This window comes from Streptomyces sp. NRRL F-2664, from assembly GCF_000719345.1.
In the GTDB taxonomy this organism is placed as follows: domain Bacteria; phylum Actinomycetota; class Actinomycetes; order Streptomycetales; family Streptomycetaceae; genus Streptomyces.
This window is the reverse complement of sequence record NZ_JOFX01000391.1, coordinates 1-389: the sequence shown is the minus strand read 5'-3', so window position 1 is coordinate 389 and position 389 is coordinate 1. Positions and strand designations below refer to the sequence as shown.

Annotated in this window: 1 pseudogene; it reads left to right on the top strand. The window is 69.2% G+C overall.

Going from position 1 to position 389, the window contains the following annotated elements:
- Positions 1–25 precede the first annotated feature (25 nt).
- Positions 26–389 (top strand): annotated as a pseudogene (locus tag IF89_RS0136245) (ABC transporter permease); the annotation flags it as partial.

The window sequence follows — 389 nt, the reverse complement described above, 5'->3', positions numbered from 1 at the left end:
CACCTGCGTGGGGAGATCCGCCGCCATGGCCAGCACTGACACGAAGGCGACCACGGACGACCTCGCGGGACTGGAGGCCGGCCTCGACGCCCTGGACGCGGTGCAGACGCACCGGACGCCGGTCCGTGAGGTCCTCGTCAAGAAGGTCCTGCCGCCGTTCCTGGCGGTCGGCCTGGTCCTGGTGGTCTGGCAGGTCCTCGTCTCGCTGAAGGTCACCGACGAGACCAAGCTGCCCGCTCTTTCCGCGGTGTGGGACAGTCTGTCCGACATGTGGTTGAAGGGGACGCTGTTGGAGGTCATCTGGACCTCCGTCTCCCGCGGCCTGCTCGGCTTCCTGCTCGCGCTGGCGATCGGCACCCCGCTCGGCCTGCTCGTCGCCCGCGTGAAGT